We start from the raw sequence: 21190 nt of genomic DNA on the forward strand, positions 1-21190 counted from the left end.
GCTGCCCTGCCCTCACTGTTTACCCGCCAGATGATGCGCAACCAAGGCGTTGGCATGACCGTGGCCCATGCCGTGTTCCTCCTTGAGCCACGCCACCAGTTCCATGTGCTTCTTGTCGGTGATGCCGGCGAGCAGGTTCAGCCAGTGATCGATGGGCTGGCCGTATTTTTTTTCGATGGAGGGGAAGTATGACGCCGGGCCTTTTACCTTGTTGTCTTCGCTCATGCTGCAAGCTCCCTGTGGTCACGACGGAGGGTCGGCGGACGCTCCTTGTCGGCAGGTCATAGAGTGGACGCGAGAGACTATTCCGGCAAGTGACCCGGCCAGCTCAGTTCACTCCGACTTTAACCGGAAACTCTGATGACCAGGACTCCTGCCCAGCCTTCAAAATCGGCTGCGCCGGGTAACGGTACTCGCTGAGGGCCTTGACCACCGCTTGGTCGACGTCGTTGTTGCCGGAGCTTTCGACCAAGGTGATGTGCGGCACCAGCGAACCCGGTTTGCCTTTCGCCTCCAGCGTGACGGGCTTGCTCGCGGAGCCGGGTTTGATCTGTCTGTTCAGCAGCAACTCGGTATCGTGTATCGCTGATGCGAGGCTGTTGCCGACGCCGTCGTACCATTTTTCGTTGTAGCGCTGTGTCTGCTCGGTGGTCAGCGTCAACACCTGGGCGCGGACCCGCTGTACGCCGACCCATGCCTCGTCACCGATGCGCTGAGTGGCATTGAGGTAATGCATCAGCGCCCCGGACAGATCCTGTGGGCCACCTCGCCCTGCTTCCATCAACCGTGCCAGCGCGAACTCGCTGTACGCGCTCTGACGATGCGCGAGCGCCAATTGATAAAGTCGTCGCGCTTCGACAGCATCGGGCGCCTGACCGCTGCCCTCATCGGCCATGCGCGCCAATTGCTCATACCCAGCGCCATCCACGACAGCGACAGACTCATACAGGGCCCGGGCCTTGCGCACATCCGGTGATAAGCCGCCACGACCAAACTCATACAACACGCCAAGCGCGATCTTGCACTTGGGGTTGCCGTTGCTGCTGGCTTCGCGAACATAGTCGAGGTGTTCGCTGGAAAGGTCTTTCACACTCGAAAACACCATGCAGCGGGTGCCGGTGAGGCTTTCGTCCTGAGGATTGGGTGGACTGCTCTTGCAGCCTGCAACGAGGGCAGTAAGCGCCAGTACAGCAACAACCTTGTTCATGAATGGCATCCGTTGAAATCGTGCAGATTTCATCGGCAGGCAGGCGCAAAACCTGAAGTGTCGGTTACTCGAACACACCACAAAAAACTGTGGGAGCGAGCCTGCTCGCGAAGGGGCCGTGTCAGCCGACATCATCATAGGCTGACACACCGCTTTCGCGAGCAGACTCGCACAGGGATTGTGGTTGAAGAGGATTGGCGTTTGCCTGCGAGCGACGTTGTCGATTCCCGACGGGCAACCGCGCTCCGCAGCAGCCGCGAGCCGCCGTACCGAGCCTGCTACGGCCGTCCCTGCTGAGAAAACGACCTCAAATCGAACGCTGATTCACCCGCGCCATCAGTTGCTCGGCACTTTCCTTGCGCTCGGAATACCGATCGACCAGATGCGCCTGTTGATCGCGCAGCAGTACGGTGAACTTCACCAACTCCTCCATCACATCCACCACGCGATCATAAAACGGCGACGCCTTCATCCGCCCGGCGTCGTCGAATTCCATGTAGGCCTTCGGCACCGAGGATTGGTTGGGGATGGTGAACATGCGCATCCAGCGCCCCAACACGCGCAACTGGTTGACCACGTTGAACGACTGCGAACCGCCACAGACTTGCATCACCGCCAAGGTTTTGCCCTGAGTCGGGCGCACGGCACCGAGTTCAAGCGGGATCCAGTCGATCTGTGCCTTGAACACGGCGGACATGGCGCCGTGCCGTTCTGGCGAACACCAGACCTGGCCTTCCGACCACAGCACCAGTTCGCGCAGTTCCTGCACCTTGGGATGGTCGACCGGAACGTCGTCGGGCAGTGGCAGACCGGACGGGTTGAAGATGCGTGTTTCGGCACCGAAGTGTTCGAGCAGGCGCGCGGCCTCCTCTACCAGCAAACGGCTGAAGGAACGTTCGCGGGTCGAGCCGTAGAGCAACAGGATGCGCGGTTTGAGCTCGCCCGAAGGAGAGGCCCGTAAGCCTTCGAACAGCGAATGATCAAGGTAGGGCAGGTGTTCTGACATATGTCCTCCGACTCAGAGAGAGCCGATACGATCCAGCTCACGCTGAAGTTCAGCGCGGCTGAGTGCTTTAAATGGCAGGCCGAGGAAGGTCGCGCAGCGCCGCTCGATGATCGCCAGCGTGGCAGCAAACGCCGCGGCCACGGCGGCATCGTCGCCGAGCACATCCGAGGGATCTGCCAGGCCCCAATGGGCTTTGAGCGCGGGGCCGAAGTACACCGGGCAGCTCTCACCGGCGGCCTTGTCGCAGACGGTGATGACAATGTCTGGCGGATTGTCTTCGAACGCGTCATTGCCTTTGCTGGATAAGCCATCGATGGCAATGCCGGCCTGTTGCAGCGTCGACAGGCTGCGCGGCAACACTTGGCCCTTGGGGAAACTTCCGGAACTCACGGCCTCGAATCCGGGGCGCGCCAGGTGGTTGAACATGGCTTCAGAGAGGATGCTGCGGCAGCTGTTGGCCGTGCACATAAACAGAATTCGCATGGTTTTCTTGCTTCCTCAGCAGCAGGCGGTTTCGCGAACCGGACGACCGTCCATGTTCTGCAGGCGCGCGGCGTTGTCCTTGAGCCAATCGGCGTTGGCCTTTGACGTTACTTGCAGGATTTCGCGCACCCACGCCGGCAGTTCCGGGTTGAGACGGTAATAGACCCACTGGCCTTGACGGCGATCAAGCAGCAATCCATTGCTGCGCAGTTGCGCGAGGTGGCGGCTGATTTTCGGCTGGCTGTCGCCGAGTGCGCACATCAACTCGCAGACGCAGAGTTCACCTTGATTGACGATGAGCAGCATGGCGCGGACGCGGGTTTCGTCGGCGAGGCTCTTGAAGACTTCGGTGGGGGTGATCATGGGATTGGCCTGCATATATGGAAATTCGAATATACGGATATCCATATATAAATCAACCCGGCAAATGCCCTTGGCCAAAGAGCTCTGTGGGCGCAGCTGTCGTCACCATTGCTTTCAACAGCGTATGACGACTCCACGGGCCGCAGTACTCAGACACGTGCGCGATCAATCTGTAGCCGCAGCGGATGTACCAACGGGCGACGTCGTCATCCAGCGTTTCGATCAAGGCATCCACGCACGCCCTTTCAACGGCCAGCGCCTCAAGCTTGTGCAACGCCTGAGCACCCAGCCCGGTTCCGCGCCATTGCGCGTCGATCCACAGGTAATTGACAAACAGGCGCCTGAATTCGGTTCTGCCGGTAGCGCCGCCGATCAGTGTTCCCTCCTCCATGAGCGCACAGGCGATGGCTTCAGCTTGTCCGCCGCGCGCCTCAGACAAGGCTCGGCCATGCCGTAAGACGCCGTCACTGATGGCCTTCAAGGTGTCCGTATTGATGTCGCGAACGGTAAGCCATTCCCTCATTGCTGCTCTCCATTACCAAAGGCTTTGGCGCTATTCAAGCAAAAGCGGCGCCAACACCAGCACAGCCAAAGAGGATTAACAGCTGCCGGCCTGCGACCTGCCCAGCAGCAACCCCTGCTCCGCCTCACACAACCCCACCACATAATCCCAGACCACCCGCAGCCGCACGGATTTGTGCAACTCGCGCCGCGTACTGATCCAATAGCTGCGCTCGATGCTTTCATCCGGCAGTAAGGGCACCAGATCGGGGTCAGACTCGGCCATGTAGCACGGCAACACCGCAATGCCCAATCCCGACCGCGCCGCCTCCTGCTGGGCGATGACGCTGGTGCTGTGAAACACAACCCGAGGGCTGCGGCAGAAGCTGTTGAGAAACATCAGCTCCTGGCTGAACAGCAAATCATCGACATAACCGATCCACGCATGCCGCCCGAGGTCTTCGCGACTGTGCAGGGGCGGGGCTTTATCGAGATAGCGTTGGCTGGCATAGAGCGCCAAGCGATAGTCCGTGAGTTTGCGCGTGACGAGCATGTCCGCCGCCGGGCGCTCCAGATGAATGCTGATTTCCGCTTCACGGTTGAGGATGCTGACAAAGCGCGGCACGGCGACCAGTTCCACTTCCAATCCCGGATAGCGTTCGAACAAGCCGATCATGCGGCTGGCGAGAAACTTGATGCCCAGACCTTCGGTGACACCGACGCGAATCTTGCCCAGTGGCGCAGTGGATTGGGTGATTTCTTCCTGTGCCAGCAACGCAACATTTTCCATCGCTTCAGCGTGTTTAAGCAGCGCCTCCCCCGCCGGGGTCATTTCGTAGCCTTGGGCGTGCTGGACGAACAGCGCGGTGCCGAGGCTTTTTTCGATGGCTTCGATATGGCGGGCGACGGTGGCGTGGGTGGTGTTGAGCCGGCGGGCGGCGGTGAGCAGGCGGCCGCTGCGTTGCAATTCGAGAAAAAACCGCAGGTCGTTCCAGTCGAACATGGCGTGTCCTTGTCGGCTATGGTCAATGCAGGCTGTTTGAAAACGCACAGCGGCTGCGCAAAAACTAACATTCTTTTGACGAAAGCTAACAACTAGAGTGTCCGACAATAAAAACAAAAAGCGAGGTCAGGGAATGCAGACTTCCCTCGATGAATACGACTACATCGTGGTCGGCGCCGGCCCTGCCGGGTGCTTGCTGGCCAATCGACTGTCGGCTGATGCGCAGCAGCGCGTGCTGTTGGTCGAAGCCGGCGGGCGCGACAACTATGCGTGGATTCACATTCCTGTCGGTTACCTGTTCTGCATCGGTAACCCGCGCACCGACTGGTGCTTCAAGACCGAACAACAACCGGGCCTCAACGGCCGCGCCCTGAGTTATCCGCGCGGCAAAGTGTTGGGCGGTTGCTCCTCCATCAACGGCATGATCTACATGCGCGGCCAAGCCAACGATTACGACGGCTGGGCCGCCGAGGGCAATCCGGGCTGGGCCTGGAACGACGTGCTGCCACTGTTCAAACAAAGCGAAAACCACTTTGCCGGTGCGGCTGAATTTCACGGCGCCAAGGGTGAGTGGCGGGTCGAACAACAGCGCCTGTCGTGGCCGATTCTGGATGCCTTTCGCAGTGCTGCCGAGCAGAGCGGCATCGCCAGCATCGATGACTTCAATCAGGGTGACAACGAGGGTTGCGGCTACTTTCAGGTCAATCAGAAATCCGGCGTGCGCTGGAACGCGGCGAAGGCTTTTCTTAAACCCGTACGTGACCGGACGAACTTGACGGTGCTGACCGGGGTTGAGGTTGATCGCGTGCTGCTGGAGGACGGTCGCGCAACAAGAGTCAGTGCACGTCACGAAGGTCAGGTCAAACAGTTCAAGGCACGCAAGGAGATTGTCCTTTGCGCAGGCGCCGTCGGATCACCAAGCATTTTGCAGCGCTCCGGGATCGGTCCGCGGCCGTTGCTCGAACGCCTGGGCATCAGCGTGATTCATGAGCTGCCGGGCGTCGGCGGCAACCTGCAGGATCACCTGCAACTGCGCCTGATCTACAAATTGGAAAACGCCCGCACCCTCAATCAAATCGCAGGCAGCGTTTGGGGCAAGATGGGCATGGGCCTGCGCTATCTGTATAACCGCAGCGGACCATTGTCGATGGCGCCGAGTCAGTTGGGCGCATTTGCGCGGTCGGGGCCGGAGCAGACTTCGGCGAATCTGGAATATCACGTGCAGCCACTGTCACTGGAGCGTTTTGGCGAGCCGTTGCACAGCTTCCCCGCCTTCACCGCTTCAGTTTGCGATTTGCGTCCGCAGAGTCGTGGACGCATCGACATTCGTTCGGCGGATCCGCAGGAGGCGCCGCTGATTCAACCCAACTACCTCAGTCATCCTGAAGACCTGCGCGTGGCGGCAGATGCGATTCGTCTGACCCGACGCATCGTCAGCGCGCCTGCCCTGCAAGCGTTCAAACCGGTCGAGTATCTGCCCGGCGCCAACCTGCAAAGTGAAGAAGAGTTGCAGCAAGCGGCGGCGAAGATCGGCACGACGATTTTCCATCCGGTCGGCACCTGTCGCATGGGCAATGACGGCGATGCGGTGGTCGACGCACAGCTGCGCGTCCATGGCGTGCCTGGTTTGCGCATCGCCGACGCCTCGATCATGCCGCGCATCACCTCGGGCAACACCTGTTCGCCTACGCTGATGATTGCCGAGAAAGCGGCACAACTCATCCTCAATTCCAAAGCTGTAAACACCGTACCGGTGGGAGCGAGCTTGCTCGCGAAAGCGGTAGATCATTCAACATAGAGGTTGACTGACAGGACGCCTTCGCGAGCAAGCTCGCTCCCACAGGGATTTACATCCGATTCAAGGCATCGCGCATCACCCGGACACGCAACACCAGTGGAACAACAAAAACAATCACTGTGAGGGATACCGATATGTCAGAACACGTTCAGCCGCTGGACGCCGTGCGCAGCGCGGAGACCAGTCCGGACACACGCAAAGTCATCTTCGCTTCATCACTGGGAACGGTGTTCGAGTGGTATGACTTCTTCCTCTACGGCGCCCTTGCGGCGGTAATCAGCAAACAGTTTTTCGCCGGGGTCAACGACACCACGGCGTTCATCTTTGCGCTGATGGCCTTCGCCGCAGGCTTTATCGTGCGGCCGTTCGGGGCGCTGGTATTCGGTCGGTTGGGGGACATGATCGGGCGCAAATACACCTTTCTCGCGACGATCATTCTGATGGGCGTGGCGACCTTCTGCGTCGGTCTGCTGCCGACCTACGCCAGCATCGGCATCGCCGCGCCGATCATTCTGGTGGTGCTGCGCATGCTGCAGGGCCTGGCGCTCGGCGGTGAGTACGGCGGCGCAGCCACCTACGTGGCCGAGCATGCGCCAATCGGCAAACGCGGCTTCCACACCAGCTGGATTCAGTCCACCGCCACCCTCGGCCTGTTGCTGTCGCTGCTGGTGGTGCTCGGTTGCCGCTACTTCACCGGCGATCAGTTTGAAGTCTGGGGCTGGCGCATTCCGTTTCTGCTGTCGATCGTACTGCTGGGCATTTCCACCTGGATTCGCCTGAGCCTGCACGAGTCGCCGGCCTACCTGAAAATGAAGGAGGAAGGCAAAACCTCGAAAGCGCCGATCCGCGAATCGTTCGGCAAATGGGAAAACCTCAAAGTCGTGCTGATCGCGCTGTTCAGCATCAACGCCGGGCAAGCGGTGACCTTCTACGCGGCGCAGTTCTACGTGCTGTTCTTCCTCACCCAGTTCCTGAAAATGGACCCGGCAGTGGCCAATACTTTGCTGATCATCAGCGTGGTCATCGGCGCGCCGTTCTTCATCTTTTTCGGCTGGCTGTCGGACAAGGTCGGCCGTAAACCGGTGCTGATGCTGGGCCTGCTGCTGGCCACGGCGCTGTACTTCCCGATCTTCAAATCCCTCGCCCACTACGCCAACCCGGCGATCGATCAGGCCAGCCGTCAGGCCCCGATCACGGTGCTGGCGGACCCGGCGACCTGCACTTTCCAGTTCGACCCGGTGGGCAAGGCTAAATTCGACAGCCCGTGCGACAAGGTCAAAACCTTCCTGGTCAAGCAAGGCCTGCCCTACTCCAGCGCCGCCGCCCCGGCCGGCAGCGGCGTGCAGGTCAGCATCGGCGACGTGAAGATCGACGGCTACGACGAAGCCGCCCTGCGCGGTGCCGTGACCCTGGCCGGCTACCCGCAACAGGCCGATATGCAGCAGATCAACAAACCGATGATCGTCGCCCTGATCGTCGCACTGATCATCATCTCGGCGATGTGCTACGGCCCGCTCGCGGCGCTGATGGTCGAACTGTTCCCGACGCGCATTCGCTACACCTCGATGTCGCTGCCGTACCACATCGGCAATGGCTGGTTTGGCGGGTTTCTGCCGACGGTGTCGTTTGCGCTGGTGGTGTACACCGGGGATATCTTCTACGGGCTGTGGTATCCGGTGTTGATTACCGGGGTGAGCCTGGTGGTGGGGATGATCTGTTTGCGTGAGACGAAGAATATCGATCTCGACAAGAACTGAAACTCACCCAGACAACTCAATCGGCGAGGGCTTTTACCCTCGCCGCTTTTTTTGCTCAGGCATCAGCGTTGATCACTTCGAACTTCACCTGATCCGGATAAAACGCCACGTAGTTTTTGATCTGCTCGACCGAGATTTTCGGTTTTTCGTAAGTCCACACCGCATTCGCCCCTTCATGCCCCGGCACTTGCAGGCTGAAGTAATTGGCATCGCCCTTGTACGGGCAATAACTGGTGTGATCGGTACGGGCGAAATACTTTTCGTCGATGTCTTCGCGGGGGACGTAATAGACCGGCGGGTAGTTGGCCTCACGGAGGATCAATGCGTGAGAAGACGCGGCGACCTGGATGCCGTGGAATTTCACCAGCAGGCAGCCAGCCAGTTGTTCGAGGTTGATCACGGGACCGGGGCTTTTCATGAGCTTCTCCTGGAGACGGCGAAGAGACCGGTTCAGGTATAGCTGATGGCTTCGGTTCCAGCAGGAAATACGGCCGAACGGCGTAAGACGGTTTGCATCGGTTTCTGGTCGTTGAACAACGTCACGTTCGGCAACGGTTTTTATCTGTATATTCATACAGATAAAAGTTGCTCCCGTCGCGAACTCCAGCCATCCTGTGCGCTCCTCCCAAACCGACCAGCGATGGAAGCCATGCGGCTGTACCTCTGTGAAAAACCTTCTCAGGCCAAAGACATTGCCGCCGTGCTCGGCGCCAGGCGGCGTGGCGACGGTTGCTGGCTGGGAACGGACGTCACGGTGACCTGGTGCATCGGCCACTTGCTCGAAACCGCCCCGCCGGATGCCTATGACGCGCGCTACAAGCGCTGGGTGCTGGCCGATCTGCCGATCATTCCGGACAAATGGAAAATGACCGTCAAGCCGCGCACGGCCAGCCAGTACAAAGTGGTCAAGCGCCTGCTCGGCGAGGCCAGCGAGCTGATCATCGCCACCGACGCCGACCGTGAGGGCGAGATGATCGCCCGGGAACTGGTCGAACACTATCGTTATCGCGGGCCGATCCGGCGGTTGTGGCTGTCGGCACTGGATGAAGCCTCGATCCGCAAGGCTTTGGCCGCACTGAAACCAGGCGCCGAGACATTCAGTCTGTATCACTCGGCGCTGGGCCGCTCGCGGGCGGACTGGCTGATCGGCATGAACATGAGCCGGCTGTTCACGCTGCTCGGGCGGCAATCGGGTTATCAAGGCGTGTTGCCGGTGGGCCGGGTGCAGACGCCGACGTTGCGCCTGGTGGTGGATCGCGACCGCAGCATCGCCGATTTCGTGCCGGTGCCGTTCTGGGCGATCGATGTCGATCTGCTGCACAACGGCATCCCGTTTACCGCGCAATGGCGCGCGCCGTCGGATGTCTGTGATGATCAGGAGCGCTGCCTGAATCAGGCGTTGGCCCAGCAAGCGGCGGCTGCGATCAGCAGCGCGGCCAGTGCCCGGGTGGTCAAGCTGAAAACCGAGCGTATGCGCGAAGTGGCGCCCCTGCCCTTCGATCTCGGCACCTTGCAGGAGGTGTGCTCGAAGAAGCTCGGCCTCGGCGCGCAGGAAACCCTCGACATCGCCCAGGCACTCTACGAAACCTACAAAGTCATCACCTATCCACGCAGTGATTGCGGTTTTTTGCCGTTGAGCCAGCACAGTGAGGCGCCGGGGATTCTCGCGGCGTTGCGTCAGGCTGATCCGGGCCTCGAAGCGCTCAACGGATTTCTGGAGCCGCAACGCAAATCCCGGGCATGGAACGACGCCAAGGTCAGCGCGCACCACGGCATCATCCCCACCGCTGCGGCGAAAAACCTTGAACGCCTGAATGGCAAGCACCGCGCGGTCTACACCCTGATCCGTGCGCGCTATCTGGCGCAGTTCCTGCCCAATCACGAATACGATCGCACCCAGGCCGACTTCGACTGCGCCGGGGAAGACCTGCGTGCAGTGGGCAAGCAAATCATCGAACCGGGCTGGAAACGCGCATTGCCCGAGGCACTGGCACCCGCCAAGGGTCGCGAGGCACCGGCACCGCAAACCTTGCCGACACTTGAGCAAGGCGTTGAGTGCGCAGTGGCTGGCGTCAAGTTCAAGGACCTGTGGACGCAACCGCCCAAGCCCTACACCGAAGGCGATCTGATCAAGGCAATGAAAAACGTCGCCAGACTGGTGGAAGATCCGCTGCTCAAACAGAAGCTCAAGGACACCACCGGGATCGGCACGGAAGCGACCCGCGCCTCGATCATTCAGGGCTTGATTGATCGGGGCTATCTGGTCAAAAACGGCAAGGCCCTGGCCGCTACCCCGGCCGCATTCAGCCTGATCGACGCGGTGCCGCGTGCGATTGCCGACCCCGGCACCACGGCGATCTGGGAGCAGGCGCTGGACATGGTGCAAAGCGGCGAAATGAGCCTGGAAGAATTCGTCACCAAACAGGCAGCGTGGATGAGCAAACAGGTGACGCGCTGCTCCAGCCTCAGCCTGACCATCAGCGGGCCGCCTCCGGCCGGCAAAGCCGCGGCCCCCTGGAAGAAGAAACGCAAATCCACCCGCAGCAAAACCACAGGCACAACAAAACGCACGGCGAAACCGGCTGCCAAGTAAAAACCGCTAATGTTTCTGCAGGCTCATCACTTCCAGGAACCCGGCGCATGGCCAATATCGAACTGCAACCCGCACAGCGCGATGAGCTGGACATCATCGAGAACCTCATGCAGTTCTACATGTATGACTTCAGCGAGTGGCTGCCGCTGAAGCTCGCCGGGCACGGCTTCTTCTCGATCCAGCCGAAAACCGAATACTGGCGCCACCCGGCGACACGCCCGTTCCTGATTCGTGTCGATGGCGAACTCGCCGGTTTCCTGACCGTCGATGACGAAACACATGTCGCCGGTGCCGAGCACAACATCGGCTATTTCTTCATCGCCCGACGCTTCCGTGGCCAAGGCGTCGCGCAGTTTGTCGTCTCTGCCCTCTTGAGCCACATCCCGGGTCAATGGCAGATTTTCCACATCGACGCCAACCTGCCGGCACAGCGCTTCTGGGCCAGGCTGATTCCGTTATTGAGCGACGGCCACTTCACCCTGCAGCAACGCGAAGTTGACGGTTATCCGTGCACCTTCTACGTGCTGCGCACGCCTTTTTCCGTTGCCTGAACGGATTCTTTCTCATTCCAAAACAGCTTTGTCCGACAATATGTAGTGAACAAAAATAATCACTACAAAACCGTTGACGGCGTCGTTTTGCTTTTGCATGATGAAGACGTTCCCCGATCGGGAACATCGGTAACACGCTTGAGCAAACTCGTCTGACCGCCGAGTTGTTTTTTCCGGATACACGCTGCCCACAAGGCAGATTGAAGAAGCTGACCTGGCCTGAACGTCCAGTACAAGGACGAGAAGCGCTAGCGAAAATTCTCAAGACGCTTGTGGTCGACACGGTAAATGTCGTCAAGGAGCCTCCCGGTTTTCGCTGCTTCTCCTCGTTGTGACGCTATTGCGTAGCAGTTATTCAACACGACTACATGCAACAGATGCACGACCCCGTACTGCACACGGGCGAGCGCTGACGTCCTGGTTTCGGTGCCAGGGATCAACTAACCGATGGGCTACCTGTATTAGCGAATCAACTTTGAAAGATCACCAGACTGGTCAAGGGGCAATATCATGAATCTGAACAATCAACCTACCATCGAAGAACTGGCTCGTATGTTCGCTGCGCAGAAAGACAGCCACGACAGCCATATTCTGTGGATCAGCAAATCGGGTCAGGTACATATCGACTGCCTGGCGACCCATGCTGACGAAGACGAGTTCGACCGCAACCATCAGAACCTGCTGGCCCGCTTGAAGATGTACCGTCGCGGCCACGGTTATGTTGGCAAGAAGGCTGCGGCCGACAAGGACTTCATCGGGAATGTTCTGCAAACGCTAAAACAGGCGTGGGATTCGATGCAGAACAAGAATGAAGTTCGGGTGATTGATCGGTTCTGCTGAGTTAGTCATTAAATAATTGAAAGGCCTGCTTCCTTAAAGGAAGCAGGCCTTTTTTTGTTCGCTTGCATTGATTTGGCGTGGCTGGAATTGTAGCCCCTCACCCCAGCCCTCTCCCGAGGGAGAGGGGGCCGATTTGTGCGGCGTTCAAAATTTCAGTTCGGCTCAAAAATTTCACGTCGGCGTAAATCGCACAAACACCTCGGTCAGTTCCCTCTCCCTAGGAAGAGAGAGCCGATTTATGGTGCTTTCAGAACCTGAGTTCGACTCAGGTTTCTCAGGTCGGCGTAAATCGCACAAGCACCTCGGTCAGTCCCCTCTCCCTCTGGGAGAGGGTTAGGGTGAGGGTGAGGGGCTTCCCATGTCCAACACCAACTCCACAAACGCCACCGCCGCCGCACTGTGATAATTATTGCGCCGCCGCAACAACGCCGCCCCACGCTGCGGCGCGTCACCTTCAACCCGCAACCGGCGCAACGCGCGATCCTCCGTCGCAATCGCCTGCGGCAACATCGTCGCCAGCGGCGAATGACGCACCACTTCCAGCAACGTACTCACCGAATTCACCTCGATCCGCACCTGCGGCGTAATCCCGTGCTGACGGAAATATTCGTCCACCGATAACCGCGTAATGAAATCCGGCGCCAACAAGGCAAAGTCCAGCGAAGCAATATCCCCCGGCGTCAGTACCGAGTGGCTGTCATACAGCGGATGCTCCCGCCCGACCATAATCCCCAAGGTTTCAGTAAACGCCGGAATACACTCGATATCGGCATTGCGCACTGGCGTAAACGCAATCGCAATATCCAGCGAGTCATCCGCCAGACCCACCTCAATGTCGTCCATCGACAGCTCGAAAATCTGCAAATGAATCCCCGGATACCGCGCGGCAAAATCGCGCACCAATGGCCCGACCAGATACGCCATGAACGTCGGCGTCATCGCCAGGCGCAACGTCCCGCGAGACAAATCCTTCACGTCATGCAACGCGCGCTTGCCCGCCTCTAGCTCCACCAACACCCGTCGCGCGCATTCGATATAAGCCTCGCCGGCATCGGTGGGCTTGACCGTGCGCGAAGTGCGATCGAACAGGTTCACCCCCAGGGTTTCCTCCAGTTGGCGAATCTGCTGCGACAGAGTCGGCTGCGACACATGCAGTGCCTCGGCGGCGCGAGTGAAGCCGCCGTGATCGGCAACGGCCAGCAGATAACGCAAATGTCGCAGCAGCATGGGGAACACCATCTATAGGCAGGACTTATGCGAAGCATTGTATATCGGTCTTGGACGCTATGGATCAATCAGCAGAAGATCAATCCCACACAGCAAGCCAACCCCTGAAAGGAGTGACACCATGCAACAGTCCCACGCCTACAACGACACCAGCCTGGCCCTGACCACCCGCATTCTCGACGCCAAGGCACGCAAAGATCTGTCATGGCAGGATCTGGCCGACGACACCGGCCTGAGCCTGGCGTACGTCACCGCCGCGCTGCTTGGCCAGCACCCGCTGCCGGAAAACGCCGCCCAAGTGGTTGGTGACAAGCTGGAGCTGAGCGCTGACGACGTCGCGGCGATGCAGATCATCCCCCTGCGTGGCAGCCTCAGTGGCGTGCCGACCGACCCGACCATCTACCGCTTCCACGAGATGATCCAGATCTACGGCACCACCCTCAAAGCCCTGGTTCACGAGCAGTTCGGCGACGGCATCATCAGCGCGATCAACTTCAAACTCGACATCAAAAAAGTCGAAGACCCGGAAGGCGGCTCCCGCGCTGTGGTCACCCTCGACGGCAAGTTCCTGCCCCTGCGTCCGTTCTGATTCGCACCGGCCCGCACCCTTCGTGCGGGCCAACCCAATCCCAAATGGCTACCCGTCACCACCTGCGCCTGGAGGCTGCCCCATGCAAAAAATTCTAATGACCCTGGCCCTACTCGGCGGCTTTTGCGCCCAGGCATTTGCCGCTGACGAGGCCGTCGCCTACCGCTATGGCATGCCACTGGATATCGCCCAAGTGCTGAGCATTACTCCGGTTGCCGATGTGTGTGGCGTGGTGCCGGTCGAGATGACGTATCTGGACAGCCACGGCGGCAAACACATTCTTCAATACAGCGAATTCGGCAGCGGTTGCTCGAACTGAAAGGACAACACCATGAAAAACCTGATTGATGGCTTCCTGAAATTCCAGAACGAAGCGTTTCCGCAACGCACCGAACTGTTCAAACACCTGGCGACCACGCAACAGCCCGGCACGTTGTTCATCACCTGTTCCGACAGCCGCGTCGTGCCGGAACTGCTGACCCAACAAGAACCCGGCGAGCTGTTTGTGATCCGCAATGCCGGCAATATCGTGCCGTCCTACAGCCCGCATCCGGGCGGGGTTTCGGCGACGGTGGAATACGCAGTGGCGGTGCTTGGTGTGACCGACATTGTCATCTGCGGGCATTCGGACTGCGGCGCCATGACCGCGATTGCCCAGTGCAAATGCATGGATCACCTGCCCGCCGTCAGCGGCTGGCTGCAACATGCCGAGTCGGCGAAAGTAGTCAACGAAGCGCGGCCGCATGCCAACGACGCGGCGAAATTGAGTTCGATGGTGCGCGAAAACGTGATCGCGCAACTGGCGAATATCCAGACTCACCCGAGCGTGCGTCTGGCACAGGAGAAAGGCCTGCTGAATCTGCATGGCTGGGTGTATGACATCGAGACCGGCTCGATCGATGCGCTGTCCTCGGACCGCCGCACGTTCGTGCCATTGGCCGAGCAACCGGCGACTTGCGCGGTTCAGGCAAACGCCATTGCAGCCGCCTGAAACTCAAGCCCTCTCTATAGGAGCTGCCGAACGCGGCCCGAACCTTCGGCAGCGCCTACACGGGATCAGCGTTTTACCGTGAGATCGATCTGGGTCATCCGGCTACGAACAGTGAATACGCCGTCCCCGGAAAGAATCGCACTGCGTGCAAACAAGCGCCCGCTCTCCCAGTTCGAAAGGCCCAGTTCCGGCTTGTTCAGCGCGTACTGGCCGTCAACCCAACGGGTAATGCCGTTTCCCACGAACGGCGCGTTGACCGCGTTGTAAAAACGCTGCTGAACCTGCGCATCCTCACTGATCAACGACACGGTGAATTGCGGGCTGTAGCGATTGAACAGCGCAATCGCCTGATCCAGGTCATCGACGATCATCAGGCTGACTTCCGGGGTTTCTTCCCATTCCCACTCGCGGCCCAACTCGGACTCTGCCAAGGGTTCTGCGAGTGCTTCGGTCTGATAACCCTCGGCGCGATAGACCTCGACGGTCGCGTTCTGCCACTCACTCGGCAAACAGCCTTCGCTGCCTTCGACGATGTGCAATTTGCAGCCTTGGCCACGCGCAGTACCGGCCTGTTGCAGCGCATCAAGAAACAACGGCACCAGTTCCGCGGCGCGCTCACGCTGGATCAGGCACACGTTGAGGGTGTTGCAGACTTTGCGGTCCAGCGAGTTGCGCACCACGGCGGCGAAACGTTTGGCATCCGCCGCACGATCCGCGATCAACCACGCGCCCCCGGTGCCGTGCAGGCTGACGGCGGTGCCGGCCTGCTGGGCAATACTGCCCAACTGACTGACCGCACGACCCGAACCGCGCGCCACCGCCAGCGATAAACGTCGGTCAGCGAACATCGCCCAACCGGCGGCATGATTGACACTTTCCACCAACGACACCGCACCAGCGGGCAGGCCGGCATCGGCCAGCGCCGGGTTCAACGCGTGAGTGACGATGGCCTGCGCGGTGCCCAAGGCATCGCTGCCGATACGCAGCACGGCGGTGTTGCCGGTGCGCAAGACACCCGCCGCGTCGGCGAACACGTTCGGCCGGCCTTCAAAGACAAACGCGACGATGCCCAGCGGCGAGACCACTTGCTCGACCTTCCAGCCGTCGTGCTCGACGCTGCTGATGACTTTGCCGCGCGTGGCCGCGGCATCCCGCCAGGCGCGCAGGCCAGCGATCATGTCACCGCGCATGCGCTCATCGGCGAGCAGTCGGGTGGTCGAACGGCCACGTGCCTTGGCCCGTTCGATGTCGGCAAGGTTGGCGGTTTCAATGTGCGCCCAGCACTCCGGACTTTCCAGACGCTGCGCAAACAGATCGAAAAACTGGCTGATGGCCTCATCCGACACCGCCGATAACGCCGTGAATGCTGCTGCCGCACGCTCGATCGCCACGGACGCCGCTTGCTGATCCGCTACGGGAATCAACAGCAACTCGCCACTGACCTGCTCGACCAGCAAATGGTCACCGGGCTGAAAGCGCGCCGCCAGTTCGGGGCTGACCACGGTGACGCGGTTACCAGCGAAAGGGATCGGCGTGCCAGCGACTAGACGTTCGAGCGCGAGAGACATGAAGCGGATTCACCATGCAGGGAGCGGCCGGAAAATGTATAGGAACACAAACCTCCAAAGCAACCGCTAACCCTGTGGGAGCGAGCTTGCTCGCGAAAGCGGTGGATCTGATACATCAATGTTGGCTGACCTGACGCCTTCGCGAGCAGGCTCGCTCCCACAGGGTTTTGTGGTGTTTGTGTAATCGGATCAGAACACTGACCAGCCAATCCGCGAACTAAGCATCTCCAGCGCCGCCATTCCTGCCAGCGAGTTCCCCGCCGCATTCAACTCCGGCGACCACACGCACACCGTGAACTGCCCCGGCACCACCGCGACAATCCCGCCGCCAACGCCACTCTTGCCCGGCAAGCCGACCCGGTAGGCGAAGTTGCCCGCTTCGTCATACAGTCCGCTGGTGGCCATGATCGAGTTGACCTGCTGGGTTTGCCGGCGCGTGAGGATCTGGTCGCCGCTGTGTTTGCAAAAACCGTCGTTGGCCAGAAAGCAGAACGCCCGCGCCAGATCAATGCAGTTCATGCGCAACGCGCAGTGGCTGAAATAGCTGCGCAGCACCGCTTCGACGTCGTTGTGAAAGTTGCCGAACGACTGCATCAGATACGCCATCGCCGCATTGCGCGCGCGGTGCTGGTATTCGGAGTCGGCGACCTTGCCGTCGATCATGATCTGCGGATTGCCTGACAAGCGCCGGACGAAGTCGCGCATCGACAGGGTCGGTGCAGCGAAACGTGACTGGTTGATGTCGCAGATCACCAGCGCACCGGCATTGATGAAGGGATTGCGCGGCCGACCGCGCTCGAACTCCAGCTGCACCAGCGAGTTGAACGGCTGCCCGGACGGCTCGTGACCGAGGCGGTCCCAGATCGCTTCGCCGGAATGATCGATCGCCTGCACCAGGCTGAACACCTTGGAAATACTCTGCACCGAAAACGGCGTCTCGGCGTCACCGGCGCAGTACATCTCACCGTCGTTGCCGTACACGGCGATGCCCAGCTGATTGGCCGGCACGGTGCCGAGGGCGGGAATGTAGTCAGCCACTTTGCCCTGCCCGATCAACGGGCGGACAGCCTCAAGAATCTCGTTCAACAGCGCTTGCATGCCGGGTTCCGAAGTCTCGCCCCATGGGATTGCGGGGACACTGGGGCTAGACGCTGCGCCCGCCCGTCGAATCACACCGACCGCCATCGCACTGAATGTTCTAGGCTCAAACGCACATTCAAAAACGGGAGAGCACACCATGCACCTCGAAGGCTCCTGCCATTGTGGCGAGGTCACATTCAGCCTCACCAGCGCCCACCCCTACCCTTATCAACGCTGCTATTGCTCGATCTGCCGCAAGACCCAGGGCGGCGGTGGTTACGCGATCAACCTCGGCGGCGACGCGACGAGCCTCAAGGTGCACGGGCGCAAACACATCAGCGTCTACCACGCGAAGATGAAGGACGACGGCGCCAAACGTGCCCATCGCAGCAGCGCCGAGCGACATTTCTGCTCATTGTGTGGCAGCGGCCTGTGGCTGTTCAGCCCCGAGTGGCCGGAGCTGATTCACCCGTTCGCCTCGGCCATCGACACACCGTTGCCGGTGCCGCCGGAACGCACGCACTTGATGCTCGGCTCGAAAGCAACCTGGGTGGAAGTGGAGGCCAAATCGAAAGACCAACAGTTCGACGTCTACCCCGAGGAATCCATCGCCCAGTGGCATGAACGCCTCGGTTTGACCCGCTGACCTCGCAATTCCAGCCCCCCTGTAGGAGTGAGCCTGCTCGCGATAGCGGTGGGTCAGCAGCAAAAATGCTGATTGGACTGACCCCTTCGCGAGCAAGCTCGCTCCCACATTGGATTTGTGCGCGCCGCCGAAACCTGTGGGAGCGGGCTTGCTCGCGAAGGGGCCGGTACAGGTCACAGTATTAATCCAGATGCGCCCAGGTCATCCGGAACGACGCCCCACCCCAAGGCGAATCACCCACCTCAACTTGCCCGCCATGGGACTGCGAAACCCGGCGCACCAACGCCAGGCCCAAACCAAACCCGCCCGTACGCCGATCGCGACTCGCGTCCAGTCGCGAAAACGGTTCAAAGATCTTCTCGCGCCCGTCCACCGGCACGCCCGGCCCATCGTCGTTGACGCGCACTTCGTAGTAATCGCCGGTGCGCTCCAGCGTCACCTCCACCCGCTGCTCGGCATAGCGAATTGCGTTGCGCAGCAGATTGATCACCGCCCGCGCCATGAAGCGCGGTTCGATGCGCACCGTGTCGATCCGGCAATCAGCAATCAGCAACTGCACGCCCGCCGCTTCTGCCTCCAGCGCCACGCTGCCGACCACACTGTCGAGCCAATTGGCGGCCTCGATGTTTTCCCGTTTGATCACCGTCGCGCCACGCTCAAGGCTGGCATAGGTCAGCAGTTCGGAAACCATTTCCTCCAGTTCGCCGAGGTCGGCGTACATGTCGGCAATCAGCTCGCGGTTCTGGCTGGCGTCAGGTTGCTGTTTAAGTTGATCAAGCTCAAACGACAGCCGCGCGATCGGCGTGCGCAATTCGTGGGACACGGCGTTGGTCAGTTCCCGCTGATTGGCAATCAGCCCTTCAATACGCGCCGCCATCAAGTTGAAGTGTTCGGCCAGATCGCGGATGTTCGAGCGCTTCGACAACTGGATGCGCACCGATAGATCGTTATCGCCGAAACGCTCGGCGGCCAGGCGAAGTTTCTCCAGATCGCGCCAGTGCGGACGCACCCAGAAGAACAGCACGATGCCAATCAGCACCGCGATCATCAGGTAGGCAGCGGCGATGTAGAACGGCATCAGGCTCGGTTCGGCCGGCAAGCGGATGCTGAGTAACTGCGGCCCCTCATCAATCGGGGAAATGTACTGGTTGTACTTGTCACGGATCACCAGCAGCCCTTTGGCCAGCTCGGCTTTTTCCTCGTCACTCAGGGCCAGTTCAGAGGCGTCGACCAGCATCAGCCCCAAACCGTAATGCGGGCGGATCGTTTCCAGCTGTTTTTCCCGGGCCGGGCCGTCGAGGTCACGCAACTGTTGGCCTAACGTCCATGCCTGTCCGCGTACGGCTTCACGGTTATAGTCCTGCATCTGATAATCGAGCAAAGCGTCAAAGGTGCGCTCGACCGTCTGCAACGCCAACACCAGACCGATCGTCATCACCAGAAACAGTCCGAGAAATAACCGCAGCATCTACAGCTCCCAGGCGAACGGATTGAACAGATACCCCTTGCCCCACACGGTCTTGATACACATTGGCTCGCGAGGATTGTCTTTGAGCTTGTTGCGCAATTTGCTGATGTACACGTCGACACTGCGGTTGAGCCCGTCGAAGGCAATCCCGCGCATGCGATTGAGGATGTCATCCCGCGACAGCACTTTGCCGGCCGCGCTGGCCAGCAACCACAGCAGTTCGAACTCCATGGTGGTCATTTCGACGACCTCGCCCGCCAGCCGTACTTCCCGGCAACTGCGGTCGACACTCAACTGGCCAAACTCCATGAAACTGACCACGTTGCTGTCCGGCACCTGCCGTCGTTGCAGCGCCCGCAACCGGGCCAGCAATACCGGCGGCTTGATCGGTTTGATCACATAGTCATCGGCGCCAGACTCCAGACCGAGAATATGGTCAAGGTCATCTTCCTTGGCGGTCAGAATCACAATCGGCGTGTCCGACACGCTGCGAATCTCGCGGCATACGTGCAAACCGCTCTGCCCCGGCAACATCAGGTCGAGCACCACGACGTTCGGCTTGAATTCGAGAAAGGCAGCCACGGCCAGGTCGCCGCGATGCACCGTGCGCACCTCGTAGCCGTGTTGTTCGAGAAAGTGGGCGATCAACGCCGCCAGACGCTCATCGTCTTCGACCAGCAGGAGTCTGCCAAAACCCAGGTTATCCATAACGACCGTGTGCCGCCCATGTGTGAAGTGGTCGGCATTATGGCGGCTTTCGTGGCGCAGGCGTTTGTTTCAGGCAGCAAAAACCGGCCGCTGGGGCCGGTTTTCGGTGATGTTTCATACTCTTAAGAGTTTTTAACAATCTTGTGCAGGCACACCACTGTGGAAGCGGAATTCTTCATCCGGCGACTCGATCAGCTCCTGCTCGGCGGCGCGGACTTTTTCGATGACCTGAGCAATGTCCTTCGCATCGCCGTACTGATAGGCCAGTTTCAGATAACCTTGAAAATGCCGCGCCTCGCTTTTCAGCAGGCCAAAGTAGAACTTGCCGAGTTCTTCGTCCAGATGCGGCACCAGGGCCTCGAAACGCTCGCAACTGCGTGCTTCGATAAACGCGCCGACCACTAGCGTATCGACCAGTTTCACCGGCTCGTGGCTGCGCACCACCTTGCGCAAGCCGGAGGCGTAACGGCCGGCGTGGAGCTGGCGCAGTTCGATCTTGCGCCGTTTCATGATGCGCATGACCTGCTCATGGTGCACCAGTTCTTCTCGGGCCAGCCGCGACATCATGTTGATCAGGTCGACGTGGGAATGGTACTTGGCAATCAGGCTCAGGGCGGTGCTGGCGGCCTTGAACTCGCAGTTCTTGTGGTCGATCAGCAGGGTTTCCTGATCGGCCAGGGCAGCCTGAACCCAGGCGTCGGGGGTGCGGCAGCCAAGGAATTCGTGGATTTCGGGAAGGATCATGGGGCTCACGGTAAAAGGTGTTCGAGCGAAGGGCGCCGATTATACCGGCCTGCCCGCAGACCACCAG

At 60.0% G+C, this 21190-nt stretch carries 23 protein-coding genes; 9 read left to right on the forward strand and 14 right to left on the reverse strand.

Annotated features, from left to right (window positions below):
* Positions 1-12: 12 nt before the first annotated feature.
* From ACM6IV_RS10965 to ACM6IV_RS10995, 7 genes are all read right to left on the reverse strand, one after another.
* Positions 13-225, reverse strand: coding sequence for a DUF4287 domain-containing protein (locus ACM6IV_RS10965; RefSeq protein WP_095120305.1), 213 nt, complete (start codon positions 223-225; stop codon positions 13-15).
* 103 nt (positions 226-328) lie between these two features.
* Complete coding sequence (locus ACM6IV_RS10970) at positions 329-1207, reverse strand: tetratricopeptide repeat protein (RefSeq protein ID WP_414869977.1); 879 nt, start codon at positions 1205-1207, stop codon at positions 329-331.
* Between the two features lie 307 nt (positions 1208-1514).
* Positions 1515-2213, reverse strand: a complete 699-nt coding sequence (gene arsH / locus ACM6IV_RS10975) for an arsenical resistance protein ArsH (RefSeq protein ID WP_414869978.1) — start codon at positions 2211-2213, stop codon at positions 1515-1517.
* Positions 2214-2225: 12 nt separating this feature from the next.
* On the reverse strand, positions 2226-2696 hold the full coding sequence (locus ACM6IV_RS10980; protein WP_414869979.1) for an arsenate reductase ArsC: 471 nt from the start codon (positions 2694-2696) through the stop codon (positions 2226-2228).
* A 15-nt stretch (positions 2697-2711) separates the two neighbouring features.
* A complete protein-coding gene (locus ACM6IV_RS10985) occupies positions 2712-3059 on the reverse strand; it encodes a metalloregulator ArsR/SmtB family transcription factor (RefSeq protein WP_414869980.1) in 348 nt (115 codons plus the stop codon).
* Between the two features lie 52 nt (positions 3060-3111).
* The gene (locus ACM6IV_RS10990) at positions 3112-3582 is read right to left on the reverse strand and encodes a GNAT family N-acetyltransferase (protein WP_414869981.1); all 471 of its coding nucleotides are present in this window, start codon (positions 3580-3582) and stop codon (positions 3112-3114) included.
* A 75-nt stretch (positions 3583-3657) separates the two neighbouring features.
* Positions 3658-4563, reverse strand: a complete 906-nt coding sequence (locus ACM6IV_RS10995) for a LysR family transcriptional regulator (protein ID WP_414869982.1) — start codon at positions 4561-4563, stop codon at positions 3658-3660.
* Between the two features lie 133 nt (positions 4564-4696).
* On the opposite strand from ACM6IV_RS10995, the gene ACM6IV_RS11000 reads away from it, so the two are divergent.
* Complete coding sequence (locus tag ACM6IV_RS11000) at positions 4697-6361, forward strand: GMC family oxidoreductase (RefSeq protein WP_414869983.1); 1665 nt, start codon at positions 4697-4699, stop codon at positions 6359-6361.
* 134 nt (positions 6362-6495) lie between these two features.
* Positions 6496-8118 (forward strand): MFS transporter, encoded by a 1623-nt coding sequence (locus tag ACM6IV_RS11005; protein ID WP_414869984.1) that lies wholly within the window; start codon positions 6496-6498, stop codon positions 8116-8118.
* A 55-nt stretch (positions 8119-8173) separates the two neighbouring features.
* On the opposite strand, the gene ACM6IV_RS11010 is transcribed toward ACM6IV_RS11005, so the two are convergent.
* The gene (locus tag ACM6IV_RS11010) at positions 8174-8536 is read right to left on the reverse strand and encodes a DUF427 domain-containing protein (RefSeq protein ID WP_414869985.1); all 363 of its coding nucleotides are present in this window, start codon (positions 8534-8536) and stop codon (positions 8174-8176) included.
* A 231-nt stretch (positions 8537-8767) separates the two neighbouring features.
* Here ACM6IV_RS11010 and ACM6IV_RS11015 point away from each other — a divergent pair, with 231 nt between their 5' ends.
* The 3 genes from ACM6IV_RS11015 to ACM6IV_RS11025 all read left to right on the forward strand — a co-directional run bounded on the left by ACM6IV_RS11015 (position 8768) and on the right by ACM6IV_RS11025 (position 12102).
* Positions 8768-10711, forward strand: coding sequence for a DNA topoisomerase III (locus ACM6IV_RS11015; protein ID WP_414869986.1), 1944 nt, complete (start codon positions 8768-8770; stop codon positions 10709-10711).
* A gap of 47 nt (positions 10712-10758) precedes the next feature.
* Complete coding sequence (locus ACM6IV_RS11020; RefSeq protein ID WP_414869987.1) at positions 10759-11262, forward strand: GNAT family N-acetyltransferase; 504 nt, start codon at positions 10759-10761, stop codon at positions 11260-11262.
* A gap of 510 nt (positions 11263-11772) precedes the next feature.
* The gene (locus ACM6IV_RS11025) at positions 11773-12102 is read left to right on the forward strand and encodes a hypothetical protein (protein WP_093437124.1); all 330 of its coding nucleotides are present in this window, start codon (positions 11773-11775) and stop codon (positions 12100-12102) included.
* 333 nt (positions 12103-12435) lie between these two features.
* On the opposite strand, the gene cynR is transcribed toward ACM6IV_RS11025, so the two are convergent.
* The gene (gene cynR / locus ACM6IV_RS11030) at positions 12436-13329 is read right to left on the reverse strand and encodes a transcriptional regulator CynR (protein ID WP_414869988.1); all 894 of its coding nucleotides are present in this window, start codon (positions 13327-13329) and stop codon (positions 12436-12438) included.
* 121 nt (positions 13330-13450) lie between these two features.
* Between cynR and cynS the strand changes: the two genes are divergently transcribed.
* The 3 genes from cynS to ACM6IV_RS11045 all read left to right on the forward strand — a co-directional run bounded on the left by cynS (position 13451) and on the right by ACM6IV_RS11045 (position 14909).
* Positions 13451-13918, forward strand: a complete 468-nt coding sequence (cynS, locus tag ACM6IV_RS11035; protein ID WP_194934597.1) for a cyanase — start codon at positions 13451-13453, stop codon at positions 13916-13918.
* Positions 13919-14000: 82 nt separating this feature from the next.
* Complete coding sequence (locus ACM6IV_RS11040) at positions 14001-14237, forward strand: DUF2790 domain-containing protein (RefSeq protein ID WP_414869989.1); 237 nt, start codon at positions 14001-14003, stop codon at positions 14235-14237.
* A 12-nt stretch (positions 14238-14249) separates the two neighbouring features.
* Positions 14250-14909: a carbonic anhydrase gene (locus ACM6IV_RS11045; protein WP_414869990.1), complete on the forward strand. Its 660-nt coding sequence runs from the start codon at positions 14250-14252 to the stop codon at positions 14907-14909.
* A 65-nt stretch (positions 14910-14974) separates the two neighbouring features.
* Here the strand turns inward: ACM6IV_RS11045 and ACM6IV_RS11050 are convergent, their stop codons facing one another.
* Positions 14975-16477, reverse strand: a complete 1503-nt coding sequence (locus ACM6IV_RS11050; protein WP_414869991.1) for an aldehyde dehydrogenase family protein — start codon at positions 16475-16477, stop codon at positions 14975-14977.
* A 189-nt stretch (positions 16478-16666) separates the two neighbouring features.
* Positions 16667-17575, reverse strand: a complete 909-nt coding sequence (glsB, locus tag ACM6IV_RS11055; RefSeq protein ID WP_414869992.1) for a glutaminase B — start codon at positions 17573-17575, stop codon at positions 16667-16669.
* Positions 17576-17714: 139 nt separating this feature from the next.
* Here glsB and ACM6IV_RS11060 point away from each other — a divergent pair, with 139 nt between their 5' ends.
* Positions 17715-18203, forward strand: coding sequence for a GFA family protein (locus ACM6IV_RS11060; RefSeq protein WP_414869993.1), 489 nt, complete (start codon positions 17715-17717; stop codon positions 18201-18203).
* Between the two features lie 181 nt (positions 18204-18384).
* Here the strand turns inward: ACM6IV_RS11060 and ACM6IV_RS11065 are convergent, their stop codons facing one another.
* From ACM6IV_RS11065 to ACM6IV_RS11075, 3 genes are all read right to left on the reverse strand, one after another.
* The gene (locus ACM6IV_RS11065) at positions 18385-19671 is read right to left on the reverse strand and encodes an ATP-binding protein (protein ID WP_414869994.1); all 1287 of its coding nucleotides are present in this window, start codon (positions 19669-19671) and stop codon (positions 18385-18387) included.
* Positions 19672-20379, reverse strand: coding sequence for a response regulator (locus ACM6IV_RS11070; protein ID WP_414869995.1), 708 nt, complete (start codon positions 20377-20379; stop codon positions 19672-19674).
* Positions 20380-20511: 132 nt separating this feature from the next.
* The gene (locus ACM6IV_RS11075) at positions 20512-21123 is read right to left on the reverse strand and encodes a tRNA-(ms[2]io[6]A)-hydroxylase (protein WP_414869996.1); all 612 of its coding nucleotides are present in this window, start codon (positions 21121-21123) and stop codon (positions 20512-20514) included.
* Between the last annotated feature and the right edge of the window lie 67 nt (positions 21124-21190).

Origin of the sequence: Pseudomonas sp. IT-347P, from assembly GCF_949768005.1 — a bacterium.
Lineage (GTDB): Bacteria > Pseudomonadota > Gammaproteobacteria > Pseudomonadales > Pseudomonadaceae > Aquipseudomonas.